This is a genomic window from Actinokineospora spheciospongiae (assembly GCF_003182415.1).
GTDB lineage: Bacteria > Actinomycetota > Actinomycetes > Mycobacteriales > Pseudonocardiaceae > Actinokineospora > Actinokineospora spheciospongiae.
In genome coordinates this window covers 757,368-778,782 of the sequence record NZ_QHCP01000002.1, presented here as the reverse complement: position 1 = coordinate 778,782, position 21,415 = coordinate 757,368, and the positions used below count along the sequence as shown (strand labels likewise).

The 21,415-nt window shown below is 73.3% G+C and carries 18 protein-coding genes; 10 read left to right on the top strand and 8 right to left on the bottom strand.

Going from position 1 to position 21,415, the window contains the following annotated elements:
* Positions 1-149: 149 nt before the first annotated feature.
* Entirely contained in the window at positions 150-1,541 is a 1,392-nt protein-coding gene (locus DFQ13_RS07135; protein WP_084176257.1) for a GGDEF domain-containing protein, read from the top strand.
* A gap of 414 nt (positions 1,542-1,955) precedes the next feature.
* Here the strand turns inward: DFQ13_RS07135 and DFQ13_RS07130 are convergent, their stop codons facing one another.
* Entirely contained in the window at positions 1,956-2,537 is a 582-nt protein-coding gene (locus tag DFQ13_RS07130; RefSeq protein WP_035287373.1) for a GNAT family N-acetyltransferase, read from the bottom strand.
* A gap of 92 nt (positions 2,538-2,629) precedes the next feature.
* On the opposite strand from DFQ13_RS07130, the gene DFQ13_RS07125 reads away from it, so the two are divergent.
* Positions 2,630-3,367, top strand: coding sequence for a Fic family protein (locus DFQ13_RS07125; RefSeq protein WP_035287247.1), 738 nt, complete (start codon positions 2,630-2,632; stop codon positions 3,365-3,367).
* Here DFQ13_RS07125 and DFQ13_RS07120 read toward each other — a convergent pair.
* The 6 genes from DFQ13_RS07120 to DFQ13_RS07095 form a co-directional block, all read right to left on the bottom strand.
* Positions 3,357-4,286 carry an N-acetylmuramic acid 6-phosphate etherase gene (locus DFQ13_RS07120; RefSeq protein ID WP_035287249.1) on the bottom strand — a complete coding sequence of 310 codons (930 nt, stop codon included), beginning with the start codon at positions 4,284-4,286 and terminating at the stop codon, positions 3,357-3,359. The two genes, DFQ13_RS07125 and DFQ13_RS07120, sit on opposite strands and share 11 nt — an antisense overlap.
* 44 nt (positions 4,287-4,330) lie before the next feature.
* Positions 4,331-5,251, bottom strand: a complete 921-nt coding sequence (locus DFQ13_RS07115; RefSeq protein WP_035287251.1) for a MurR/RpiR family transcriptional regulator — start codon at positions 5,249-5,251, stop codon at positions 4,331-4,333.
* 166 nt (positions 5,252-5,417) lie between these two features.
* On the bottom strand, positions 5,418-7,172 hold the full coding sequence (locus DFQ13_RS07110; RefSeq protein ID WP_110079229.1) for a serine hydrolase domain-containing protein: 1,755 nt from the start codon (positions 7,170-7,172) through the stop codon (positions 5,418-5,420).
* Positions 7,173-7,182: 10 nt separating this feature from the next.
* Positions 7,183-8,463: an exo-beta-N-acetylmuramidase NamZ family protein gene (locus DFQ13_RS07105; RefSeq protein ID WP_110079228.1), complete on the bottom strand. Its 1,281-nt coding sequence runs from the start codon at positions 8,461-8,463 to the stop codon at positions 7,183-7,185.
* Between the two features lie 6 nt (positions 8,464-8,469).
* Entirely contained in the window at positions 8,470-10,302 is a 1,833-nt protein-coding gene (locus DFQ13_RS07100; RefSeq protein WP_233438288.1) for a glycoside hydrolase family 3 protein, read from the bottom strand.
* Between the two features lie 530 nt (positions 10,303-10,832).
* Positions 10,833-11,540, bottom strand: a complete 708-nt coding sequence (locus DFQ13_RS07095; RefSeq protein ID WP_181399870.1) for a haloacid dehalogenase-like hydrolase — start codon at positions 11,538-11,540, stop codon at positions 10,833-10,835.
* 442 nt (positions 11,541-11,982) lie between these two features.
* Between DFQ13_RS07095 and ssd the strand changes: the two genes are divergently transcribed.
* The 8 genes from ssd (at position 11,983) to DFQ13_RS07055 (ending at position 18,345) form a co-directional block, all read left to right on the top strand.
* Positions 11,983-13,080 carry a septum site-determining protein Ssd gene (ssd, locus tag DFQ13_RS07090; RefSeq protein WP_110079226.1) on the top strand — a complete coding sequence of 366 codons (1,098 nt, stop codon included), beginning with the start codon at positions 11,983-11,985 and terminating at the stop codon, positions 13,078-13,080.
* Positions 13,081-13,105: 25 nt separating this feature from the next.
* Positions 13,106-14,272 carry a TadA family conjugal transfer-associated ATPase gene (locus tag DFQ13_RS07085; RefSeq protein ID WP_110079225.1) on the top strand — a complete coding sequence of 389 codons (1,167 nt, stop codon included), beginning with the start codon at positions 13,106-13,108 and terminating at the stop codon, positions 14,270-14,272.
* A 180-nt stretch (positions 14,273-14,452) separates the two neighbouring features.
* Positions 14,453-15,247, top strand: coding sequence for a type II secretion system F family protein (locus DFQ13_RS07080; protein WP_110079224.1), 795 nt, complete (start codon positions 14,453-14,455; stop codon positions 15,245-15,247).
* Positions 15,248-15,523: 276 nt separating this feature from the next.
* Entirely contained in the window at positions 15,524-16,213 is a 690-nt protein-coding gene (locus DFQ13_RS07075) for a type II secretion system F family protein (RefSeq protein ID WP_110079223.1), read from the top strand.
* Positions 16,214-16,249: 36 nt separating this feature from the next.
* Positions 16,250-16,423 (top strand): DUF4244 domain-containing protein, encoded by a 174-nt coding sequence (locus DFQ13_RS07070; RefSeq protein ID WP_233427838.1) that lies wholly within the window; start codon positions 16,250-16,252, stop codon positions 16,421-16,423.
* Complete coding sequence (locus DFQ13_RS07065; RefSeq protein ID WP_035287267.1) at positions 16,423-16,764, top strand: TadE family type IV pilus minor pilin; 342 nt, start codon at positions 16,423-16,425, stop codon at positions 16,762-16,764. Before DFQ13_RS07070 ends, DFQ13_RS07065 begins: the two co-directional genes overlap by 1 nt.
* Complete coding sequence (locus DFQ13_RS35530) at positions 16,761-17,363, top strand: Rv3654c family TadE-like protein (RefSeq protein ID WP_110079222.1); 603 nt, start codon at positions 16,761-16,763, stop codon at positions 17,361-17,363. Before DFQ13_RS07065 ends, DFQ13_RS35530 begins: the two co-directional genes overlap by 4 nt.
* 355 nt (positions 17,364-17,718) lie before the next feature.
* Positions 17,719-18,345, top strand: a complete 627-nt coding sequence (locus tag DFQ13_RS07055; RefSeq protein WP_110079221.1) for a bifunctional DNA primase/polymerase — start codon at positions 17,719-17,721, stop codon at positions 18,343-18,345.
* 507 nt (positions 18,346-18,852) lie between these two features.
* Here DFQ13_RS07055 and DFQ13_RS07050 read toward each other — a convergent pair.
* On the bottom strand, positions 18,853-21,153 hold the full coding sequence (locus DFQ13_RS07050; protein WP_110079339.1) for a DEAD/DEAH box helicase: 2,301 nt from the start codon (positions 21,151-21,153) through the stop codon (positions 18,853-18,855).
* Positions 21,154-21,415: the final 262 nt, after the last annotated feature.

Genomic DNA, 21,415 nt, shown 5'->3' with positions numbered 1-21,415 from the left:
GAAAAGTCGACGAGAGCGGTCGCTCTCGGGATGCGTCTCAGTACTCGCGGTTCCGCACGGGGATACCTCCAACTCGAATCCGGAACTCCCGGACGTGGCGGCCCGAATGCGCGCCACAAGCAGTGTCCCGTCTGTCTCAAAGGGGGACAATGCCCAGTCTGACAAGCCCTCAGCGCGGCCGCTTGTCCGGTGTCCCCCTAGCGCGACGGCTCGCTTCTCTGGATCTGGTCGCGCACACGACCCGGCTGGGCCTGGTCTGGATACTCGCCACCGAGGCCGGGATTCTCACCTGGGTGGTCCTCGGCACCGCAGCCTCGGGTGCGCCGGACTCCCTGTCGCTGCGGCTGTTCGCGCTGCTGACCGGCTTCGCCATCCTGCACATGGAGGCCACGCGCCCCGCCGAGGAACGCCGCCGGGCGGCCCACCTGGGCGGCGAGCACATCGACCACACCGGGGTCTGGACGTGCGCCGGGGCGTTCGTGCTGCCGGTCCCCCTGGTCGTCGCACTGGTGCTGATCATCCGCTTGCGACGGTATTTCATCGCCAGGAAACCACCCGGTCGATACCTGTTCACCACCTCCGCGATCACCTCGTCGGCCCTGGCGGCCCAGGCGATCGCCACCGCCACCCCGGTGCACGCCTGGATTCGCGGCGCCCCCGTGCCACCCGATCGGGTCATCTCGGCGGGCCTGGCGGTGCTGGCCGCCTTCGCCGCCTACTACGCCGCGCAGACCGTCGTCATCGGCCTCGCCCGCGGCCTGCGCGGCGACTGGCAGTGGATCTCGATCCTCGGCGAGCGCAAGGAGAACGCCGACCTGCTCATCACGCTGTGCCTGGGCCTCATCGCCGCCTGGGCCGCCGGGGTCGCCTACGGGCTGCTCCTGTTCGCCCTCGCCGGTGTGGTGATCGGCTACACCAGGCACACCCAGCGCATCGAGCAGTTGGAGCAGGAACGCGACCGCCTCGAGGTCGACGCCCTGCACGACCCGCTGACCGGCCTGGCGAACCAGCGCGGGTTCAACCCCGCCGCGGTGCTGGCCCTGGTCGCCGACCAGGCCCGCCGCAGGCCGACGGCGGTGATGATGTTCGACCTGGACCGCTTCAAGCAGGTCAACTCGCGCCTGGGCCACCTCGGGGCGAACGAGGTGCTCAAGGCGCTCGCCGGAGTGCTGCGGGCGAGCGTGCGCCGCGACGACCTGGTCTGCCGCTGGGGCGGTGAGGAGTTCACGGTCCTGCTGCCGAGCACCTCCCGGGTCGACGCCTGGGCGATCGCGGAGCGGATTCGGGACGCGGTGGAGAACATGACGGTGGAGCTCACCCGGGCCGCGGGCGGGCGCACGGAGGTCGAGGCGGGGTTCACGATTTCGGGGGGAATCGCGCTGTCACCCGAGCACGGAACGGACTTGGCGGCGTTGCAGGAGCACGCGGACCAAGCCCTGTCCGAGGCGAAGAACGGCGGCCGCAACCAAATTCGGATTACTCCGTCAATGCCCCTCCCCGGCCCCCGCGCCTCCCGCGAGCCGACTTTCGAGCGGCCTTGACCCCGTTTGCGCCGGGTGTTCCACCGGACCCGGACCGGCCCACCGCGACCGCTCGGTCCCGGGGTCGAGCCGCTTTCGACGGCGGCCCCGGACCGTTCCCGCCACCTGCGCCCGACCGCTGGTCGGTACTGCTCCACCCACCGCGTCCACCCGCCGACCGGGAGCCGTTTCTCCCCGTCCCACACCGGCCCGAGTTACCCACAGGGCTGTGGACAACTCCATCCCGCGCGCGCTCTTTTGTCGTGGCCACACCGTAGTGTGGAATTCGGGGGTTCCCCTGGGGCTGTGGACAACTGGAGCCGAGCGACGGTTTTTGTCGGTGCCGCCCGGTAGTGTGGAAATCGGGGGAACCCCGGGCCTGTGGATGGTTCGAGCGGGGCTCGGGGTCTCGGGGATATGTTGGCGGGTTGGGGATCAGCGCAGCTTGGCGGTCAGGGCGGGCCGGACGGTGGGCCACTCCTCGGCGGTGACGGAGTAGGTGACGGTGTCCCGGATCGTGCCGTCGGGGCGGATTCGGTGGGAGCGCAGGACGCCCTCGCGCCGGGCGCCGAGGCGCTCGATCGCCCGCTGGGAGCGCTCGTTGCGGTGGTCGGTGTGCCAGGCGACGCGGATCGCCCCGAGGTGGTCGAAGGCGTGCGACAGCAGCAGGAGCTTCGCCTCGGTGTTCAGGCCGGTGCGGTGCCAGCGGGAACCGATCCAGGTGTGGCCGATGGCGAGGCCCCGGTGCTGCTCGTCGATGTCGTAGTAGGACGTCGTGCCCGCCGCTTCGCCCGTGTCGGCGCAGATCTGGGCGAACGCGAGGCGGTCCGGGTCCGCGAGCGCCCTGGTGATGAGGGCTTCCATCTCGGGGACGGTGGTGGGCCGGGTGCTGCTCAGCCACGTCCACACGTCCGGGTCCCGGCCCGCGGCGAGGAGGCCGGGGGCGTGGGACGGGGTCAGGGGTTCCAGGCGGACGTGCTTGCCGGTCAGGGTCCGATGCTCTCGCCAGGTGCTCACCGCACCCACGCTAGAGCGCGAAGTGGCATTACCGGGATGGCCACTACTGGTCAGTTCGGCAAGGCCACTTGTCGGCCGGTAGTGTCCGGGCCGTGACCGATCCACTGGCTCCGCTGCTGGACCTGCCCGGTGTCGCCGACGCCGTCCGCCTCGCCAGGGAGTCGGTGGCGGTGGTGCACCGGCACCCGACGAACCGCCGGGGGTGGCCCGCGACGTCCGCCGAGGCGTCGGTGCGGGCCGCGCGGGCCTCGGCCGTGCTCGACGGCGGGGACCCGGAGATCCCCGAGGAGGGTGGGGTCACCGACCCGGTGACGGCGGGCGCGCTGCGCGTCGCCGAGGCGCTGGGGCCGCTGCTGTCCACCTGGGAGCGGGCACCCATGCAGGCGCTGGCGCGGCTGCACGTGCTCGCGGCCGCCGACCTGGGGGCCGACGACAGCGCGCTGGGGCGGCCCCGCGAGGGGCTGGGGGTGGCGAGCAGGCTCGACCTGCTGGCCGGTCTGGTCGCCGGTGGGTCGAAGGTGCCCGGGCCGGTGCTGAGCGCCGTCGTGCACGGGGAACTGCTGGCACTGCGGCCGTTCGGGACGGCCGACGGGGTCGTGGCGCGGGCGGCGGCCCGGCTGACCACCATCCAGACCGGCCTGGACCCCAAGGGGCTGGCCGTGCCCGAGGTGTTCTTCATGCGCCGGGCCGAGCGCTACCGCGAGACCGCCGACGGGTTCGCGGGCGGCGGCCCGGAGGGGGTCGCGGCCTGGATCGTGTTCTGCTGCGAGGCCCTGGAGGCCGGGGCCAAGGAGGCCACCGGCATCGCCGAGGCCGCCGTCACGCAGTAGCGCCCGCGTTCAGCAACCCCAGGGCCTGCCGGACGTGGCCGTTGGAGTCCGCCAGCGCCTTGCCCGCCCGGGTGACGCCGACGCCGGAGAGCAGGTGGACCATGGCCACCTTGAGGTCGCCCTGGGCCTCGATCAGCGCCGCCGAGCACTCCTGCTGGTCCAGGCCGGTGGCCTCGCACAGGATGCGCAGCGCGCGGCCGCGCAGCTTGGCGTTGCTGGCCCGCATGCTGACCATCAGGTTCGAGTACGTGCGACCCATCTTGATCATCACGGCGGTGGAGAACGCGGTCAGCACGATCTTCTGCGCCGTGCCCGCCTTCATCCTGGTCGAACCGGAGATGGCCTCGGGGCCGGTGTCGACGGTGATGTGGATGTCGACGCAGGCGGGGCGGACCGCGTCGGGGTTGTTCGACACCAGCGCGGTCGTCGCGCCGATCTCCCGGGCCGCGGCCAGCGCGCCGATCACGAACGGGGTGCGGCCGGAGGCGGCCAGGCCCAGCACGAAGTCACCGGGGCGCACGTCGCGGACCATCTCGGCGGCACCGGCGCGGTCGTCGTCCTCGGCGCCCTCCACGGCGTTGCGCAGCGCGCCCGCGCCACCGGCGTGGTGCACCTGGAACCAGTCGTCGGGGATGTTGAAGGTGGGCTTGAGCTCGGCGGCGTCCAGCGTCGCCAGCCTGCCCGAGGTGCCCGCGCCCACGTAGTGCACGCGGTGGCCGTCGCGCAGCGCCTCGGTGGCCAGGTCGACCGCCCGGCTCAGGTGCTGCAACGCGGCGGCGACCGCGCCGGGGACCACGTGGTCCTCGGTGTTGATCGTGCGCAGGATGTCCAGGGTGGACATCCGGTCGATCTCGGCGGTGCGCGGGTTCCGCCGCTCCGTGGGGGATTCGACATGGACCACTTGGCGTGGCACGGTCATGGAAACGTCCCCCTCCTCGGCGGCGCGAGCCCGCGCACCCCTGGTCATTTGCCGGTCTCCCGCGGCTTGCGGCGGCCGTCGTGCCTGGTCTCCAGGCGGTGCGGGCCGACCGCGTCGCGGGTCGAGTCGAGTGCCTTGATCGACTGGTCCAGGTGGTGCTGGGCCACGCCGATGAACAGGCAGTCCACGACGGTGAGCTGCGCGATGCGGCTCGCGGTGGCGCCGGAGCGGAAGGTCGTCTCCCGCGCGGCGGTGGTGAGCACGAGGTCGGCGACCTCGGCGATCGGCGACGTCGGGTAGTTCGTCAGGGCGACCGTGGTGGCCCCGTGCTCCCTGGCGACGCGCAGCGCCTCGACGGTGTCGGCGGTGGCGCCGGTGTGCGAGATGCCGACCGCGACGTCGCCGGTGTTCAGGACGGCCGCGGAGGTCAGCATGATGTGCGTGTCGTTCCAGGCGAAGCAGACCCGGCCGATGCGGTGCAGCTTCTGCTGCAGGTCGGCGGCGACGAAGGCGCTGGCGCCCACGCCGTAGACGTCGACCCGGCCCGCGGTGGCGACGGCCTCGATGACCTGGGCGAGCACGGCGATGTCGACCTGCTCGGCGGTTTCCTCGACCGCGCGGGCGTCGGCGAAGGTGACCTTGCCGACGACGGTCTTGAGGTCGTCCTCGGGGGCGATCTCACCGCCCAGGTCGCGGTCGACCCTGGCCTCGGAGCGGGCGGTGTCGGCCGCGAGGGCGATGCGCAGCTCGGGGTAGCCCCCGACGCCGATCGCCTTGCAGAACCGGGTCACCGTCGTCTCGCTGGTACCGGCGGCCTCGGCGACCTCGGTGATGCTGCGCCGGGCCACGGTGTGGGGGCTGTCGAGCACCACCTTGGCCACTCGCTGCTCTGCTCTGGCCAGGCCGGGCAGGAGCGAGCGAATGCGGACCAACGGGCTTGCCTCGCTGTGTTCTGCTGTCGTCATGTCACTCGCACTCACGTGGGAAACTTACTAACAGTTAGGGGGTATATCAAGGTGCTGCGTGACATCTGGAGGCAACGCTACCCAAATGTGTCCGCAATCGCCGTGGCCCTTCGTGGGGCTTGCCCACGGAATCGCTGGTCGAGTGCTGTTTGTTAGCGCCCAACCCTCAACGAGTTTGGAGGCGCCACCCGAGCGGTCGCATCAGGTGGGGTTCTTTCTCACCGTTGAGCAGCATTCGATCACCGTCGGTTACGACTATCCCGTCCAATAGGATTCCTCGACCGGTGTAACGACTGTCCGTAGTCGAAACCCAGCGCAAAGTTATGCCGTCGCCACCCGGCACGATTGCGTCAACCGTCCACCAACTGCGGTGTCCCGAACCCGCCAGTAACTCCGTTTGGCCTACTGGCGCACCGGTTCCCCAGGCGCGCAACGGGATTCGCCGCCACGTCTGCCCGTCCGCGCTCGACTCCAGGGCGAGCGGGTCGGTGTCCTCGGTGTCGACGAAGGCGTCGAAGCGCACCCGCATCGGACCCCGGGAGGTCAGCGGCGGGGTCGTCAGCGTGGCTGTCGTCGCGTCGACGGGCGGGGCGAACCAGGCGTCCGGACCGTGCCTGGGGTGCACGGCCATCGCCGAGGCCAAACCGCTCGCCAACCGTTCGCGTGCCATGTTGATGGTTCCCCGGTTGCGGGACGGGTGAACCCTGTTGGTCAGCAGGATCGCGATGGAGCGCGAAGCCGGGTCGATGACCAGCGACGTCCCGGTGAAACCGGTGTGCCCCGCGGTGCGCGGACCGGACAGCCCGCCCATGTACCAGCGCTGGTCCAGTTCGAAGCCCAGGCCGTGGTCGTTGCCGGGGAAGTCGCCGTTGAAGTTGGTGAGCATGGTGTGGACCGTGTCCGGCCGCAGGACCCGCCTGCCCGCGTAGCTGCCGCCGTTGAGGATCGCCTGGCCCAGCACGGCGAGGTCGGCCGCGGTGGAGAACACCCCGGCGTGCCCGGCCACCCCGCCCAGCGACCACGCGTTCTCGTCGTGCACCTGCCCGCGCACCACCCCGCGCGGGGGAGCGCTCTGGAACTCCGTCGCCGCCACCCGGTCCAGCTTGCTCGCGGGTGGGTTGTAGCCGGTGTCCACCAGGCCCAGGGGGCGGGTGATCCGGTCGGCCACAAAGGCGTCCAAGGAGCGGCCGCTGAGCCGTTCGACGAGGACGCCGAGGGTGATCAGGTTGAGGTCCGAGTACACGTACGACGAGCCGGGCGGGTTGACCGGCGCCCGGTCCATCACCGCCTTGACCCGCGACGGCTCGTCCGGCCAGTCGCGCCACAGCGGGATGAACGGCTCCAGGCCCGAGGTGTGCGTCAGGAGCTGCCGGACGGTGATCTGCTCCTTGCCGTTGACCCCGAACTCCGGCAGGTAGCCCGCCACCCGCCGGTCCACCTTGAGCCTGCCGTCCTCGACCAGGCACATGACCGCCAGCGAGGTGAACAGCTTGCTCACCGACGCCAGGTCGAACACGGTGTCGGCGCGCACCGGCACCTGCTGCTCGGCGGGCAGCTCCGTGCCCGCGCCGTCGGCGTAGCGCAGCGCCTTGCCCACCGCCTGCCGGTGCACGACGGTGCCGTGGTGCACCAGCAGGCTGACCGCACCGGGGAACAGCGGTGTCGTCGGCGACGGCCCGGTCCACGCCGCGATCGCCTCGCCCGCGGCGCGGATCGGCGCCGGGTCCAGGCCCACCGACTCCGGCGTGCCCGGCCGCAGCACGGTGTCGGCGGGGGCGAACCCGCGCTGCGGCAGGTCGAAGCGCCCCGCCGCGCGTTCGTCGCCCGGGTGTGCGGCCACCGCTACCGCGCTGCCCGCGACCGTGGCCGCCACCAGCGCGAGGCACAGGACCGCCGCGCCGCCGCGTGTTCTCCAGGCCATCGCCCCCACCTCACCGGTAGAGCAGGTACTCGCGCCGCAGACCGCGGAAAGCGGCCTGCTCCGACTCCCACGCGCCGACGACCTCGTCGACCCCCGCGCCCGCGTCCACCATCCGGCGCAGCCGGTCGGAGCCGGAGAGCTTGTCGACGTAGTTGTCCGGCCGCCAGCCGAACACGTCCGGGTGCACCAGCTCGGCGGTCACGATCATCGCGATCGCCGTGCGGATCGGGTCGAACCGGCGCGGGTCGGTGACGTGCACCTGCACCCCGCCGCACGCCTCGCCGACGAACTTGCCGAACGTCGGCACGAAGTGGTGCTCGCGCAGCCGCACCCCGGGCAGCCCGAGCGCGTTGAGCGCCTCCGCCCACCGCCAGTCGACCCCGGGGGCGCCGATGATCTCGAACGGGCGGGTGGTGCCCCGGCCCTCGGAGAACACCGTGCCCTCGAACAGGCAGGTGCCGGGGTAGGCGAGCGCGGTCTGCTCGGTCGGCACGTTCGGGCTCGGCATGACCCACTGCAACCCGGTCTCGGCGAAGAGCTGGTCGCGCCGCCACCCCCGCACGCGCACGACCTCCAGCCCCGGCAACCGCTTGCCGCCGGTGTCGGCGGGCAGGAACTCGGCGTCGAACAGGCCCGCCAGCTCGCCGACGGTCATGCCGTGCTGCTGGGCGATCGGCTTGCGCCCCACCCCGGAGGCGAACGCCGGGTCCAGGGTGGGGCCGAACGCCTCGCCGCCGACCGGGTTGGGCCGGTCGAGCACGACGAACGCGGCGCCGGTCAGCGCCGCCGCGTGCATGGCCGAGTACATGGTCCAGATGTAGGTGTAGAAGCGGGCGCCGATGTCGGCGATGTCGAACAGCACGGTGTCGACCCCCGCCTTGGTCAACTGTCCGGCGAGCTTCGCCGCGGTGGCGCCGTAGGCGTCGTACACCGGCAGCCGGGTCCGCGGGTCGAGGTAGTCGCCCTCGGACCCGCCCGCCTGCGCGGTGCCGCGGAACCCGTGCTCCGGGCCGAAGACGGCGACCGGTCGCACCCCGGCGGCCACCATGGAGTCGACCAGGTGCGTGCCGTCGCGCAGGACGCCGGTCGGGTTCGACACGACGCCGACCTTCCTGCCCGCCAGCGACCGCCACCCCTGCGCGGCCAGCACGTCGGCCCCCGCGGTGACCCGACCGGGACCGCCCGGCTGCCCCTGCTGCTCGTTTTGCCGGGTCGCCGTCGCCGGGCTCGCCGCCGCGGACAGCAGCGGGGCGGCCAGCGCCGACGCGGTGAGGAAACGTCGTCTGTCCATGCCCGGCTACCAGCTCAGACCGTGGTCGAACGGGTACCGGATGGTCGACGGGTCAGCGCCGTCCGGCACGTCCACCGGAAGTTTGCCGACCGGCCCGACCTCGCCGAAGAGCACCTTCGCCAGCGATTCCAACGAGACCGCGCGCCACGAGTAGGTGGCGACCCAAGTGGGCGCGTCGACGAAACCCGCGTCGTAGGGCGCCTGCGCCGCCACGGCCACCACCGGTGTGCCGGTCCCGAGCAGCTCGGCCAACAGCGTCCGCTGCTGGGTGTTCGCGGAGAGGTTGTTCGTCAGCAGCACCACGAGGTCCGACTCCCGAGCGGCGGCGACCGCCGAGGAGATCGCCGCGGCGCCCGGTTTGAGACCGGTCGCCAGCGGAGTCGCCGCCGAGCCGCGGGCGGTGATGCTCCTGGCCAGGTTGCTCGGCGAGTTCGCCGGGGTCACCGTGTCGCCGACGCCCGCGACCAGGACCTTCGCCGGTGCGGCGGCCAGCGGGAGCACGCCGTTGTCGTTGCGTAGCACCGTGACGGTCTTGTCGGTCAGCCGCTGGATCGCGGCCAGGTGGTCCGGCGTGCCCACTTCCGCCGCCACCGCGCGCTGGTCGACGAACGGCCGGGCGAAGATGCCGCGCTTCCACTTCAGCGCCAGGACCCGCCGCACGCTCTCGTCGATCCGCCGCTCGGTCAGCCGCCCGCCGCGCACGGCCGCGAGCACGGATTCCTTGGCCAGGGTCAGGTCCGGCGGCATCAGAAGCTGGTCGGCACCCGCCTCCACCGCGCGCACCGCGGCCTCGGCGTCGCCGAACATGTCGCGCACGCCCTGCATCCCCATCGAGTCGGTGACGATCACGCCCCGGTAGCCCAGCTCCCCGCGCAGGATGCCGGTCAGGATCGGCCGGGACAGGGTGGCGGGCACCCCGCTGGGGTCCAGGCTGGGGAACTGGATGTGCGCGGTCATGATCGAATCGATGCCCGCGTCGATGGCCGCCCGGAACGGGGGCAGGTCCACCGCCCGCCACTGCTCCGCCGTCCGGGAGATCACCGGCAGGCCGGTGTGGCTGTCGGTGGCCGCGTCGCCGTGGCCGGGGAAGTGCTTGGCCGAGGACGACACCGTCTCCGTCGGCCCGCCGCCCTCCTGGTAGCCGCGCACCTCGGCGGCGACCAGCTCGGCCGCCAGGTCCGGGCGCGCGGAGAACGACCGGGCGGCGATCACCGGGTTCAGCGGGTTGGAGTTGACGTCGGCGACCGGGGCGAAGTCCTGGTTGATGCCCATCGCGCGCAGCTCGCGGCCGCTGACCGCGGCCAGCGTGCGCGCGTCGGCGGCGCTGCGGCCCGCGCCGACCGCCATGCTGCTCGGGAACTCGGTGGCGGGGGCCTTGACGCGGGTGACGTTGCCGCCCTCCTGGTCGATGCTGACGACCAGCGGCAGGTGCGGCGCGGAGCTGAGCGCGGCGCGTTGCAGGCCGTTGGAGAAGGCGGCCACCTGTTGCGGGCCCTCGATGTTGTCCGTGCCGCTGTTGTTGAAGTAGATGACCCCGCCGACCTGGTACTTCTGCACCACCTGGGCCGGGGTGTCCACGCCGTAGCGCGTCCGGTTGGTCGGGTGGACCTCGTCCGCGGACTTGCCCCACACGGTGGCGACCAGCATCTGGCCGACCTTCTGCTCCAGCGGCATCCGGCGCAGCAGCGCCTCGGTCCACGCCGACACCAGGGACGGTTCGGCGTCGGGGACCGGGACGGGTGGTTCGGGCGCGGCCGAGGCGGGCGCGGCGAGCGCGACGACGGTCAGGGTGGCCGCCGACGCGGTGAGGGTCCGGCGGAACAGGCGGTGAACGGGCACCACGGCCTCCTGGGTGTGCCGAAACTTGTTCACCAAGAACAAGTGTTCACCGGCAAGTTATCCACGACAACCGTGTACCTGTCAACGGCGCCACGCGCGCCCTGTGGACAACTCGGCGCACCGCGGCCGGACACAGATCGAGCGGTCCCGCTCCGAAGAGCGGGACCGCCCACATCCGTCAGCGCGAACATCTCGGACTACCAAGCGTGCAACCTGTCGTACAACTCTGGCCTAGGCGTCCGGCGTCCCGGTCCGCAGGCCCCAGACGACATGCCTCCCGCGGCGTGCTGCGCGTGGGTGCTCCGGCGTCCGCGCACGGAGCTCGGATCGGGGTGGCGCCGGGCTTCTCTTCGCCTGGTCCCTGGCCGGTCTCAAGGTCCGCACCTCCCTTTCTACTCAGTGAGCCAGCTCACTTCAAGAGCTCTTTCGGGTGCACCGTTCAAGACGTCGCACCCGGTCGAACGCGACGGTCCGTGCACAGGAAGTCTCCCGCGCGAGGGGTGCCCCTCCCTTGCGGGGCAACGGAATGATCAGCGCCTGCGCATCCGGTGCAGTCCGCACCAGGCGGCGCCCGCGGTGGCCACCGCGCCGATCCCGATCGCGGCCACCGCCGTGGACGACCGCGAGCGCGGGGACACCGGCTCGCTGAAGGTCAGCACCGGCCACGCGCGCTCGGCCGCCGGCCTGCGCAGCCCGCGGTCGGGGTTGACCACCGCCGGGTGCCCCGCCGCCTCGAGCATCGGCGGGTCCGCGCCGGAGTCGGAGTAGGCGTGGCCGGCGGTCAGGTCGTAGCCGTTGCGCCCGGCCTGCTCGCGCACCGCGGTCGCCTTGTTCGCGCTGTGGCAGTGGAAGGACATCTCACCGGGGTGGCGGCCGCGGACGGAGACCACCTCGGTGCCGACGCTGTGCGTGGCCCCGATCATCGCCGCGACGATCTTCGCGCCGGAGACCGACACGACCACCACGTCGTGCCCGTCGGCCCGGTGCCCGGCCACCGGTTCCGCCGCTTCGGCGCAGACCAGCGGGTCGACGACGTCGTGCGGCGCCTCCTCGACGATCCCGCACCCGACGTGGCGATCACGGTCTTGTCGAGGTCGAAGGACGCGGCCACCCGACCGGTCGCGTCGGGGCTGCCGGGGGCTGTCACGGCGCCTGCACAGGGAGCGCGGCGACCCGGATGGCGGATGGCGCGCGCGGACGTACGGGGCACGGGTGCGAACTCGGCGGGGTGTTCTCACCTGTTGATGCCCATGCGACCCCGTGGAGGGGATACAGTATCGGTACCCGGCGTTCGCGCCGGGTTGGTTCAGTCCGACCCCCCGGGGCTGAACCTCTGACGACCCCCGCCCCTCCCCCCTGGCGGGGGTCGTCCCTTTCCCCGCACCCCTCCCGGCGGGTCCTCCCTGCTTCCGGGCTGTTTTCCCAGTTCCGGGCCTTCGCCCCGGCCGGCCTTGCCTGCTCAGCCCCGTCCGTTCAGCCCTGTCCAGTCAACATCGGGGCACGCGGGACCCCTCCCGAGCATCGCACGGCAGACCGACAGTTCCGGTACGCCGACAACCGGTTGTCCACATCCCCCGAAATCCCTCCACAGGTTTTCGGCGTCCCTTCCCCGCCGTCCCCGCCCTCCCGATCCTGGTGTCAGCGGCCCGATCCGAGGGCCGCCCGGCAAGAGGGGGAACCATGGACCGTCCGGTCGTCTGCGTCCACGACACCGCCGTCCTCGACGAGGTGCTGCGCCTGGCCGCCGCCGCGGGCACCGAGGTCGAGCGGGTCGCGGACGTCGCCGCGCTGCGCGCCCGCTGGCCGGTGGCGCCGCTGGTCGTCCTCGACGGGGAGGCGGTGGCGCGGTGCCGGTCGGCGGCGCTGCCCCGGCGGGAAGCGGTGGTGCTGGTCGCCACCGGCCCACCACCACCCGCTCTGTGGGAGCAGGCGGTGGGCGTCGGGGTCGCCAGGGTGGTGGAGCTGCCCGCCGGGCAGACCTGGCTGGTCGGTGCCCTCGCCGACGCGGCCGACGCGCCTGCGGGCACGGCGGGCCGGGTGCTGGCGGTGGTCGGCGGCCGGGGTGGGGCGGGCGCGTCCACGTTCGCCGCCGCGCTCGGGTTGTCGGCGCTGGAACTGGGCACCGGCACGCTGCTGGTCGACTGCGACCCCCTGGGCGGCGGCCTCGACCTGGTGCTCTCGGCCGAGGACCAACCCGGCCTGCGGTGGCCGGACGTCCGACTGCGGTCCGGGCGCGTCCCGGTGTCCAGCCTGCGTTCCGCGCTGCCCGGCCACACCCGGTCCGGGGCCAGGCTGACGCTGCTCTCCAGCGCCCGCGACGGCGACGGCCCGGCGCCCGAGGCGGTGGCGGCCGTGGTCGACGCGGGCAGGCGGGGCGGCGAGACCGTGGTCTGCGACCTGCCGCGAGCACCCGACCCGGCCGCGCACGCCGCCCTCGACCGGGCTGACCTCACCGTGGTCATCGCCCCGGCCGAGCTGCGCGCCGCCTCGGCCACCCGCCGGGTCGTAGCGCACCTGGCCGACCGCGGTGTGCGGCCCGGCCTGGTCGTGCGGGTACCCGGGCCGTCGGCGCTGAGCCCGAACGCGATCGCGGAGGCGGTCGGACTGCCGCTGCTGGCGACGGTCAAGACCGATCCCGTTCTGGCGCACTCGATCGAGAACGGTGGGTTCCGGCTCAGCGGCTCCATCGCCCGGGCGGCCCGGGTCGTCCTGCGCGCCCTCGCCCACCCACCGGGTTCGCGGATACCGCGAGCCCGACCCTTCCTCACCCGCGCGTGACCCCCACTGCGAAAGGAGTTCCCCGATGGCTGCCCTCGACCTCGTCGACCGGGTCCGCACCCGCCTCGCGGGCCGGGAAGCCGACATGTCCGCGGCCGCGGTGGCCGAGGCCGTGCGCGCGGAAGCCGACGGCGTCCTCGGCGACGGCGACGTGCTCGCCGCACTCACCCTGCTGGAGCAGGAGTTCATCGGCGCCGGACCGCTGGACCCGCTGCTGCGCGACCCGGCCACGACCGACGTCCTGGTCACCGGGCCCGACCAGGTCTGGGTCGACGGCGCGGACGGCCTCCGCCGCACCGGCGTCCGCTTCACCGACGAGGACGCCGTCCGCAGGCTCGCCCAGCGCCTGGCCATGTCCGCGGGCCGCAGGCTCGACGACGCCCAGCCCTGCGTCGACGGCTGGCTGCCCACCACCGGTGGCCGGGTCCGGATGCACGCCGTCCTCGCCCCGATCGCCGCGGCGGGAACCTGCCTGTCCCTGCGCGTCCTGCGCCCCGCCTCCCACGACCTCACCGCCCTCCGGGCACTGGGCACCTTCGACGACGCCGTGCACCACCTCCTCGACGCGATCATCACGGCCCGCTTGGCGTTCCTGGTCTCCGGTGGCACCGGCAGCGGGAAGACCACCCTGCTGGCAGGTCTCCTCGGCCGGGTCCCACCCACCGAGCGGATCGTCTGCGTCGAGGACGCGGGTGAGCTGGAGCCCGGGCACCCCCAGTTCGTCCGGCTCCTCGCCCGCCCGCCCAACGTCGAGGGCGCGGGCGAGGTCACCCTCCGCGACCTGGTGCGCCAAGGCCTGCGCATGCGCCCCGACCGCATCGTCGTCGGCGAGGTCCGCGGCGCCGAGGTCTGCGACCTCCTGTCCGCGCTCAACACCGGTCACGACGGCGGCGCCGGAACGGTCCACGCCAACGCCCCCGCCGAAGTGCCCGCCCGGCTGGAGGCCCTGGCCGCCCTGGGCGGTCTGTCCCGAACCGCCCTGCACAGCCAATTCGCCGCGGCCGTCCACGTGATCCTCCACATGAGACGACTGGGCACCGGCGAGCGGCGCCTTACCGAGATCGGCTTGGTGGTCCGCCCGGCGGGTGGTGTGACCGTGCGCCCGGTGTGGCGCGCGGGTGAGTGGGCCGAGGGGCGTGCCGACCTGGACCGCCTTCTGGCCGGGCGAGGGGGTCGACCATGCGGCGACTGACGGCGACCATCGAGGCGGTTTCGGCGCATGCGGTTTCGGCGTCTGTGGATTCGGCGGCTGTGGATTCGGCGACGCCGGACAGGGCGGTGCGGCTTGGGTGGGGCAGAGCGGTCTTTCGGGTCGATTCCACATTATGTCCTTTGTGGAAGGTAGTCGGATCGGGTGCAGGGAGGATGGGGCGTGCTGGGTCTGCTGTTCGTGGCCGGGGCGGTGTTGTCGTGGCCGTCCGGTGCTGCCGCGCGGAGGCTGCGGGCCTTGCGGGGGCCACGGGTGCGGCGGTGGGCGCCGCCTCGACCGCGCACGGTGCTGGTCGTCGCCGGGTGCGGGCTGGTGGGGTGGGTTCCCTTCGGAGCGGGCGGGGCGGTGGCCGCCTGCATCGCCGGGGTGAGCGTGTGGCGCGGTCGGCTGGCCCGGCGGCGCTCGCGCGAGACCCTGGCCGGGATCGAGGGATTCGCCGAATCCGTGCGGGCCCTGGTGTCGGAGCTGACCGTGGGCGCGCACCCCGCCACCGCGGCCGAGCACGCCGCCGTCGACGCCGACCCGGCCTCGGCCAAGGCCCTGCGCGCAGCCGCCGCCGCGGCCCGGCTCGGGGGTGGCGTCGGTGCCGCGCTGGCCCGTGCGGAACTCCCCGCCACCCTGTCCGCCGCCACCCGGCGAGTCGGTCGGGCGTGGGACCTGGCGGGTCGCCACGGCCTCCCCCTGGCCGAGGTCCTCGATGCCGTCCGCCGCGACCTCGACCACCGGGCCCGCTTCGCCCACCAGGTCGACGCCAGGATGGCGGGTCCCAGGACCAGCGCCGCCGTCCTCGCCGCCCTGCCGGTCCTCGGTGTCCTCCTCGGCGAGGCCATGGGCGCCGCACCCCTGGCGGTGTTCACCACACCGGCGGGTCAGGTCCTCCTGGTGCTCGGCGTCGCGCTCGCCGCGGCGGGTGTCGCCTGGACGTCGCACCTGACCGGCCAGGTGGTTTTCCGATGAGCCCGCGCCGAGGCAGTCGCACTCGCGGCGGTGTGGCGCTCGCATCCGAGACGAACCGGGAGGTCGTGGGATGAGCCGGTCGTTGCGGTCGTTGCGCTTGCGGCGGTGTGGCGCTCGTACCTGGGGCGAACCGGGTGGTCGTGAGATGGGCCTGTTGTTGCGCTTGCGGCGGTGTGGCGCTCGTACTCGGGGCGAACCGGGAAGTTGTGTGATGAGTCCGGTGCCGACAGCAGGCGCTGCTGGTGCTGTGCGGTCGGCGAATCGGGGGGTCCCGTGATGAGCCTGTCGTTCCTACTGCTGGCCGTGGCGGTGGTGGTCGGGGTTCCGCCCGGTCGGGCCGGGCAGCGGTTGGCGGGGCTGGGCGGAGTCGTCCGTCGGCGGTGGCGGGTGCCATTGCCGGTGGTGGCCGGGGTCGCGGTGGGGGCTGCCGTCGCGGTGAACGCCGGTGTGGGGATCGGGATCGCGGTCGGGGCTGGGGCCTGGTGGGGTGCGGTGCGGCTGCTGCGACCCCGGCCACCGCCGGTGGACCGGCTCGGGTTGGCGGCCGGGTGGGACCTGCTCGCCGCCTGCCTCACCTCCGGGATGCCGGTGCCCACCGCGGTGCGGGTGGTGGCGGGCGACCTGCCCGGGCGGGCGGGGGCCGCCCTCCGCGACACCGCCGACCTGCTCGCCATGGGTGCCGACCCGGCGCGCGCGTGGGCCGTGGCCCTCGCCTGCCCCGAGACCGCCGAGCTGGCCCGGGGTGCCCGCCGCACCACCCGCTCCGGGGCGGCACTCGCCGGGGTGGCCCGGGCGCTGGCGGCGGGCGTGCGCGAGCAGGCGACCGACCTGGCCGAGGAGAAGGCCCAGCGCGCGGCGGTGCGGGTCACCGGTCCGCTGGGGCTGTGCTTCCTCCCCGCCTTTCTCTGCCTGGGGGTCGCGCCCGTGGTCATCGGCCTGGTGGCCCGGTTGTCCACCCAGTTCTGACACCACCGATCTGACACCACTGAGAAGGGAGATGTTGTGCGCAAACAGGAGAGGGTGCTGTCCGATCCCGGGATGAGCACCGTGGAGTACTCGATCGGATTGCTCGTCGCCGCGGCGCTGGCGATGCTGCTGTACTCCGTCGTCACCGGAGGGGAGGTCGCCGCGGGGCTGCTCGGGCTGGTGCGGCGGGCCCTCTCGTTCGAGCCGTGATGGCCGACCGGGGAGCGGTCACCGTGGAGGCCGCGGTGGCGCTCGGGGCGATCGTGCTCGTCCTGGCCTTCGCCCTGGGCGGGATCTCGGCCCTGTCCGCGCAGGTCCGGTGCGTCGACGCCGCCAGGGAAGCCGCGCGGCTCGCCGCCCGCGGCGAACCCGAGCGCGGCCGCGCCGCCGCGGTGGCCATCGCGCCGCCCGGCGCCGCGGTCGACATCCGCCGGTCCGGTGACGAGGTGACCGTCGTGGTCCACGCGGCCCCGGTCGGCGGGTTGCTCCCCGGGGTGGACCTGACAGCCGAGGCGTACGCCGTCGCCGAACCGGAGGGGGTGATTCCATGACCGGTGCTCCCGGAACCGGTGCTCCCGTGATCAGGACTTCCGTGACCGCGGTCAACGCCCCGGCACTGCCCGCTCGGACCGCCGCTGCACCGGGCACAACTGCACCAAGTGCGGCTTCACTGGGCGCTGCCCCGCCGGGCGTGGCTGTACCGGGTGTCGTTGCACCGGGTGCGGCTTCATCGGGCAGGCCTCCGCCGGGCACTGCCGCTCCGGGCGCAGCTCCGCCGGGTGGATCGGTCTCGCGGTGTGGGCGCGGTGGGGCGGGCGACGGCGGGTTCGCCACCGTGTGGGCGGCGGGGGTGATCATGGCGCTGGTGGTGGTGGCGGGGTTCGGCGTCCTGCTCGGGTCGGCCGTCGTGACCCGGCACCGGGCCGAGGCCGCCGCTGACCTGGCCGCGCTGGCCGGGGCGGGGCGGGCTGTCGACGGGGAGCGGTGGGCCTGTGACCGGGCGCGGTGGGTGGCGGATCGGATGCGGGTGGAGGTGGTCGGGTGCCGGGTCGACGGGTTCGTCGTGTCCGTGGTCGTGGTGGCGCGGCCACCGGGGGTGTTGGCGGGAGTCAGGAGTGGACGCGCGGTCGCGGTGGCCGGGCCCGTGTGATCGGGTCGGGGGTCAAGCGGTCGCCGTGGAACGGTGAACGGCATCGCGGAAGTTGTTCACCGACTGTTCGCGGAGGTGGGTCACCCAGCGTGTAGCGGGTTGTTTCTGCTGGTGGGTGGCGCTTTCCGTAGTGCTGCCAGGTGGGCGGCGCTGCTCGGTGGGTGCCCACGTCCGAGTGATGGCCGCGGCGTCGGTGATCGGTCGGCTGGGCTTAGGTCGGCCGTTCTCGTTGTCGGCGCTCATCTTGCCAAAACGACCAGTGGTCGACGGTGAGTTCCGTGTGGGGCACCCATGGCGTTGAGTTCTCCACAGGGAGCCAACCCGGCCCCCGCCACCCGAGGAGGCACCGCCCGAGATGATCGGTAGCGAAAGGTCGGATAGCTGGCGCAGGGCGTTCCAGGTCGAACTCCGCGCGGAGGCCATCGGTCTCGCGTTCCGCGGATGGCCGGTACTCCCGGGCACCTACCCGGCCGGTGCGCAGTGGGCGGGCCGACAGGACTTCGAGGCCACCGGGCCGGTTCCGGTGCACGACGACTGGCAGGCGCGGATCGGCACCCGGTCCGACCAGGTCGCCACCTGGTGGGCCGGGCAGCCCTACAGCCTGCTGCTGGCCACCGGTGCCGGGTACGACGCCATCGAGGTCGACGTCGAACTGGGTCGCCGGGCCGCGGGTGTGCTGCGCTCCGTGGGGGTGCCGGTGCCGATCATCGCCACGCCGGACAGCAAGTGGTTGTTCCTGACCACTTCGGACCGGGCGCTCGACGCCGAACTCGCCGAGAGCGGTGTGGTCCTGCGCGGTGCGGGTGAGTGGATCACCCTGCCGCCGAGCCCGGCCAGCCACGGCGTCGTGCACTGGCGGGTCAAGCCCGAGGTGTGCGGGTGGCAGATCCCGGCGTCGCGGGTGGTGCAGGACGCGCTGCTCGACGCGTTGGGGCTGCCCACCTACGACCGGTTGGCCACCCAGTTGGTCACCGCCGACTAGCTCGACCGGTTCCGGTCCGAGTGCGACAGACCCACAACTGAATGACCACTGTGGTCGATCCCGTGCACGCCCGCCGCGAGCACGGACCACCACTCCCGCCAGTCCGCGACGGCGACACCCCTTCCGCCCCTGGTGCGTGTCGCCGCCGGACCGGCAGCCAGCCGAGCTCCGCTGGAGGCGTCCGTCTCCCGCACGCGCACGGATCTGGGACGAGCGGCCACCAGGCCGCGGTCGGCGAAACCCGCCCCGGGAATGCCATCCGCTCGACACCATCCGCCTCCCAGGTGTCGACGACCGGTAGTCCCCGCCGATCGGTTCCCAGAGTCCGAGCGCCGCGGTCGCAGACGGATCGCCGCGGGCTCGGTGGCAGGCAGCGCGCCGGGGTTGCGCGCCGACATCTTGTCGGCGCCCCCCGGCGCCGCTGCTTTTCCCACCCCGCTGCTTCCCGCTCGCTGCTTTCCCAAGCCCACTGTGTTCCGGCCCCGCAGGATCTCCGGGTCCGCGTGATCAGTCCCGGATGGTGTTGAGGACTGTGGTGAGCACGGCTATGGCGCCCTTCTTGTTCAACGGGTCATTGCCGTTGCCGCACTTGGGGGACTGGACGCAGGAGGGGCAGCCCTCGGGGCACTCGCAGGCGGCTATCGCCTTCCTCGTCGCGGTCAGCCACGGGATGAGGGCCGCGTGGCCCCGGTCGGCGAAACCCGCTCCGCCGGGGTGGCCGTCGTGGACGAAGACCGTGGGCTGCTCGGTGTCGGGGTGCAGGGCGGTGGAGACGCCGCCGATGTCCCAGCGGTCGCAGGTGGCGAACAGGGGCAGCAGGCCGATCGCGGCGTGCTCCGCCGCGTGCAGGGCGCCGGGGACCTCCGAGCGCTTCAGGCCCGCTCGGTCCAGGCCCTTCCCGGTCACCAGGTCCTCGGTGAGGGTGTACCAGACGGCGCGGGTGTGGAGGGTGTTCTCCGGGAGGTCCAGGGGGATCTGGTCCAGGACCTCGCCGCTGGGGAGCTTGCGCAGGTAGGCGACGACCTGCGAGGTCACCGCGACCTCGCCCAGGCAGACCCGGACCTCGCCGCCGCCCAGGGCCGGGTGGACCGTCTCCGACACCGTGTCGAGGATCGTGATGTCGACCAGTTCGCGCGGGGTGGTGGTCCACTCGGGGGTTTCCGGGTGGACCATGGCCAGGCCGGACTCCAGGTCGAGTTCGTCGACCACGTACGACGAGCCCTGGTGCAGGTAGATGGCGCCGGGGTGCGCGGTGGCGCAGGCGTTGCCGGGGTTGACCGTGCCGAGCATCCGGCCCGAGTCCGCTTCCACCACGGCGATCTGGTCGCCGCCCGAGCCGCGGATGTCGACCAGGCCGTGCGGGCGTTCGCGCTGGGTCCAGTACCAGCCGGTGGGCCGCTTGCGGAGGGTTCCCTCGGCCACCAGGTCGTCGAGGACCGCCCGCGCCTGCTCGCCGCCGAAGTCGGGGAGGCAGTCCGCGGTCAGCGGGAGTTCGGCGGCGGCGCAGGCCAGTTGCGGGGCCAGGACGTACGGGTTGCCCGGGTCGGTGACGGTGGCCTCGACGGGCTTGTCGAGGACCGCGGCGGGGTGGTGCACCAGGTAGGTGTCCAGCGGGTCGTCCCTGGCCACGAAGACGACCAGGGAGCCGTCGCCCGCCCGGCCCGCCCGCCCCGCCTGCTGCCAGAACGAGGCGAGGGTCCCGGGGTAGCCCGCGACCACCACGGCGTCGAGGCCCGCGATGTCGACACCCAGTTCCAGGGCGTTCGTGCTGGCCACGCCCAGGAGCTGGCCGTCGGCGAGGGCGGCTTCGAGGGCCCGGCGCTCCTCCGGGAGGAACCCGGCGCGGTAGGCGGCCACCCGGTCGGGCAGGTCGGCGTCGACCTCGGCGAGGATGCGCTTGGCGCCGAGCGACGTCAGCTCCGCGCCCAGGCGGGAGCGGACGAACGCCAGCGTGCGCGCCCCCTCGATCACCAGGTCGGCGAGGATGCGGGCGGACTCGGCGCCCGCCGAGCGGCGGACCGGGGCGCCGTTCTCCCCCGCCACGTCGTCGAGCAGCGGGGGTTCCCAGAGGGCGACCGTGCGGGCGCCGCGCGGGGAGCCGTCGTCGGCGACCGCTGCGCAGTCCACTCCGGACAGGCGGGTGGCGGAGGCGGCCGGGTTCGACACCGTGGCCGAGGCCAGCACGAACACCGGGTCGGCGCCGTAGCGGCGGCACACCCGGCGCAGCCTGCGCAGCAGCAGGGCCACGTGCGAGCCGAACACGCCCCGGTAGGAGTGGCACTCGTCGACGACGACGTAGCGCAGGCGGCGGAAGAACATCGACCAGCGGCCGTGGGCGGGCAGGATGCCGCGGTGGAGCATGTCCGGGTTGGTGAACACCCAGCGGGCGTGCGCGCGCACCCAGTCGCGCTCGGCGGTCGGGGTGTCGCCGTCGAAGGAGGCGGCGCGGACGCCGGGGAGGTCGAGGGCGGAGACCGAGCGCAACTGGTCGGCGCCGAGGGCCTTGGTGGGGGAGAGGTAGAGCGCGGTGGCGCGGGTGTCGCCGGTCAGGGCGGTCAGCACCGGAAGCTGGTAGGCCAGAGACTTCCCGGAGGCGGTGCCGGTGGCGATGACCACGCTGCGGCCCGCGTGCGCGTGCTCGGCCGCCTCGACCTGGTGCGACCACGGTTCGCGCACGCCGCACGCGGTGAACGCGGCGCGCACGGGGTCGGGCGTCCACTCCGGCCACGGGACCACCCTGGCCGCCCGCTCGGGCAGCTCGGCGACGTGGGTCAGCGGCTCCTCGCCCGCAGGCACCCCGGCGAGCACCCGCCTGAGCAGGTGGGTGCCCCGGTCCGGCTCCGCCGCGCCCGCCGGGAGAGCCGCGACCGCCGGGAGATCTGTGGCCGACTCGACACGCACCCCCCGATTTTCGCACAGGTGTACGAGGTTCCCGTGCTCCGCGGGGCGACACGCGGTGTGATCATGAGATTTCGATCACACTACGACGGTGTTGCATAACGGAGGGTGCACGGTGTGGAACAGATTCGCGTCAGTGATCCGCTTTACCAATAGACTCCCGAGCGGACCA

Bases quoted from the DNA above. Each gene is read 5' to 3' on its own strand.
- DFQ13_RS07135 (WP_084176257.1), top strand. From the start codon at position 150: ATGCCCAGTCTGACAAGCCCTCAGCGCGGCCGCTTGTCCGGTGTCCCC.
- DFQ13_RS07120 (WP_035287249.1), bottom strand. From the start codon at position 4,286: ATGACCGTGCCACGCCAAGTGGTCCATGTCGAATCCCCCACGGAGCGG.
- DFQ13_RS07115 (WP_035287251.1), bottom strand. From the start codon at position 5,251: ATGACGACAGCAGAACACAGCGAGGCAAGCCCGTTGGTCCGCATTCGC.
- DFQ13_RS07110 (WP_110079229.1), bottom strand. From the start codon at position 7,172: ATGGCCTGGAGAACACGCGGCGGCGCGGCGGTCCTGTGCCTCGCGCTG.
- DFQ13_RS07105 (WP_110079228.1), bottom strand. From the start codon at position 8,463: ATGGACAGACGACGTTTCCTCACCGCGTCGGCGCTGGCCGCCCCGCTG.
- ssd (WP_110079226.1), top strand. From the start codon at position 11,983: ATGGACCGTCCGGTCGTCTGCGTCCACGACACCGCCGTCCTCGACGAG.
- DFQ13_RS07085 (WP_110079225.1), top strand. From the start codon at position 13,106: ATGGCTGCCCTCGACCTCGTCGACCGGGTCCGCACCCGCCTCGCGGGC.
- DFQ13_RS07075 (WP_110079223.1), top strand. From the start codon at position 15,524: ATGAGCCTGTCGTTCCTACTGCTGGCCGTGGCGGTGGTGGTCGGGGTT.
- DFQ13_RS07065 (WP_035287267.1), top strand. From the start codon at position 16,423: ATGGCCGACCGGGGAGCGGTCACCGTGGAGGCCGCGGTGGCGCTCGGG.
- DFQ13_RS35530 (WP_110079222.1), top strand. From the start codon at position 16,761: ATGACCGGTGCTCCCGGAACCGGTGCTCCCGTGATCAGGACTTCCGTG.
- DFQ13_RS07055 (WP_110079221.1), top strand. From the start codon at position 17,719: ATGATCGGTAGCGAAAGGTCGGATAGCTGGCGCAGGGCGTTCCAGGTC.